The organism is Ensifer sp. LC11, from assembly GCF_001695835.1.
Lineage (GTDB): Bacteria > Pseudomonadota > Alphaproteobacteria > Rhizobiales > Rhizobiaceae > Ensifer.
Window position 1 is genome coordinate 1 of sequence record NZ_MBSO01000058.1, and the last position, 2,646, is coordinate 2,646.

1 protein-coding gene and 1 pseudogene are annotated in these 2,646 nt (G+C 63.5%); both read left to right on the forward strand.

The annotated features are described in order from the left end of the window. Nucleotides 1–720, forward strand: a pseudogene (gene mcpU, locus BBX50_RS26775) (methyl-accepting chemotaxis protein McpU); the annotation flags it as partial. A gap of 310 nt (nt 721–1,030) precedes the next feature. Next, the coding region (locus BBX50_RS26780) for a methyl-accepting chemotaxis protein (RefSeq protein ID WP_161490893.1) at nt 1,031–2,646 on the forward strand (1,616 nt) is incomplete at its 3' end.

A 2,646-nucleotide genomic window follows, 5' to 3' on the forward strand; every position in this document is an offset into this window, starting at 1 on the left:
CAGCAGGCGGCCTCGGTCGAAGAGACGGCGGCAGCGCTTGAAGAGATCACCACGACCGTCAAGGACTCCGCCCGCCGGGCAGAAGAAGTCGGCGCGCTCGTTGCCCGCACCCGTGCGGGTGCGGAAAAGTCCGGTGAGGTCGTTGCCAACGCTGTCGAAGCGATGCATGCGATCGAAAAATCCTCAGGCGAAATCTCCAACATCATCGGCGTCATCGACGACATCGCCTTCCAGACGAACTTGCTGGCGCTGAACGCCGGCGTCGAGGCGGCGCGTGCCGGTGAAGCCGGCAAGGGTTTTGCCGTCGTCGCCCAGGAAGTGCGCGAGCTCGCCCAGCGCTCGGCCAACGCGGCCAAGGAGATCAAGGCGCTGATCACCACCTCGGGCAACCAGGTCAGGAACGGTGTGACTTTGGTCGGTGACACCGGCAAGGCGCTGCAGACGATCGTTTCCGAAGTCCAGGAGATCAACAAACATGTGAGCGCGATCGTGACGGCGACACGCGAACAGTCGACCGGTCTCCAGGAGATCAACACGGCTGTTAATACCATGGACCAGGGCACGCAGCAGAACGCGGCGATGGTCGAGGAGCAGACGGCGGCAAGCCACGGTCTTGCGTCCGAAGCCGCCTCCCTCAATGCGCTGCTCGCCCAGTTCAATCTCGGCGATACGCAAGGGGTCTACGCGGCGGCAACCACCCACCGCCGCCGGGCGGCGTAGTCTTTGCCAAGATCCGACACGCAGAAGGCCCGGGAAACCGGGCCTTTTCCTTGCGTGCTGCATCAAGATTCTCGTCTTTCGCTGCAGGATCGCGATTCATCCCCTTGTTTCTTAAGCTTTGATAAAGCGCTCGCGCATACCGTTTCTTCGCCGCGAAATGACTTCGCTCCGCACGTCGCCTCCAGGCATTCATTCATCGCGATGTGTTCCAGACACCTGTCCCAATGCTCAACGTGCCGGTGAACCCGCCACGCAATGAATGATTTGGCCGCGCACGACCGGAACGGCGAAGCGCGAGGGGAGACGTACGGTGATCCTAAAGACTGCAACGGCAAGAAACATGTTCGCCATCGTGATGACCGGCCTTCTGACCTCCATGGTCACCGCCGCCGTCGTCTTCTGGCTGTCCTACCAGCAACTGCGCGAGCGTAGCATCGCCGAGATGACCAATGCGGCCTCGGCGAGCGCCCGCAGTGTCGAGACGAAGTTTGCTGAAGCCAAGACGCTCGCAAACAACATCCGCTCCGCGCTCTATGCTTCGACGGGCATCGGCGCCCCGTCGCGCGCCGAAATCGAAACCTTGATGAAGCGTCTGATCGTCGACAATCCGCTCGCCGTCGGCATGAGCACCGGCTGGGAGCCGAATGCCTTTGATGGCAAGGACGCAGATTATGTCGGCAAGACCGGCCACGATGCGACCGGCCGCTTCGTTCCCTATATCGCCCGTTCCGGCGACAAGGTGATCCACGAGCCGCTCGCCGACTACGACAAGCCGGGTCCGGGCGACTATTATCAGATCCCGAAGAAGACCGGCCTCGACATGGTCACCGAACCCTATGTCTACCCGATCAACGGGAAGGACGTGGTGATGACCTCGATCATGGTGCCGCTGAAGAAGGACGGTACCTTCATCGGCGTCGTCGGCGTCGACATGGCGCTTGGCGAACTCTCGACCGAACTCGGCAAGCTGAAGCCTTTCGGCACCGGCTTTGTGTCGCTCTTGAGCAAAGACGGCAGCATCATCAGCCATCCCGATGCCAAGGTGCTTGGCAAGGTGCTGAAGGACACACCGCTGCAAGGGGAGGGCTGGGGGCTGCTGCTGGCCAATACCGGCCACGCTTTCGCGCTGAAGCACACCGATGGTACCGAGCATCTGGCAGTGGCCGTGCCGGTCAACCTCCTGCCGGACACCGAATGGTACGTGGTCGTTTCCGTTCCGGAAGCGACCGTCTTTGCCGGCCTCTCGCAGCTCGCGATGATCTCGATCGCCGTGATTGCCGTTGCCGCGGCCATCATGATCATCGTCGGCTGGACACTCGCCAGCCGCTTCCGCAAGCGCGTCGCCAACGTCATTGGCGTCACCGGCCAGATTGCCGCCGGCGAGACCGACGTCGACCTCTCGGAGGCCGAGCGCAAGGACGAGATCGGCGATCTCGCCCGCTCGCTCCGGGTGCTGCGGGATGCGACCATCGCCAAGATGCAGCTCGAAAGCGAAGCGGACGCGAACCGCTCGCTGTCGGAGCGCGAGCGCCTGGAGCGTGAGGCGCAGAAGGCGCGCGACGCGGTGGAAATCCAAGAGGCGGTTGATGGTTTGGCGTCCGGCCTTGGCCGCCTCGCCGAAGGTGATCTCGCCTACCGCATCGACAACCCGTTCGCCGACCGTCTCGACCGTCTGCGCGCCGACTTCAACAACTCGGTCGCCAAGCTGCATGACACGCTTTGCGCCGTCGGCGCCAATGCCCGTGGCATTGATGCCGGCGCGACGGAAATCCGCTCGGCTGCCGACGATCTCGCCCGCCGCACCGAGCAGCAGGCGGCCTCGGTCGAAGAGACGGCGGCAGCGCTTGAAGAGATCACCACGACCGTCAAGGACTCCGCCCGCCGGGCAGAAGAAGTCGGCGCGCTCGTTGCCCGCACCCGTGCGGG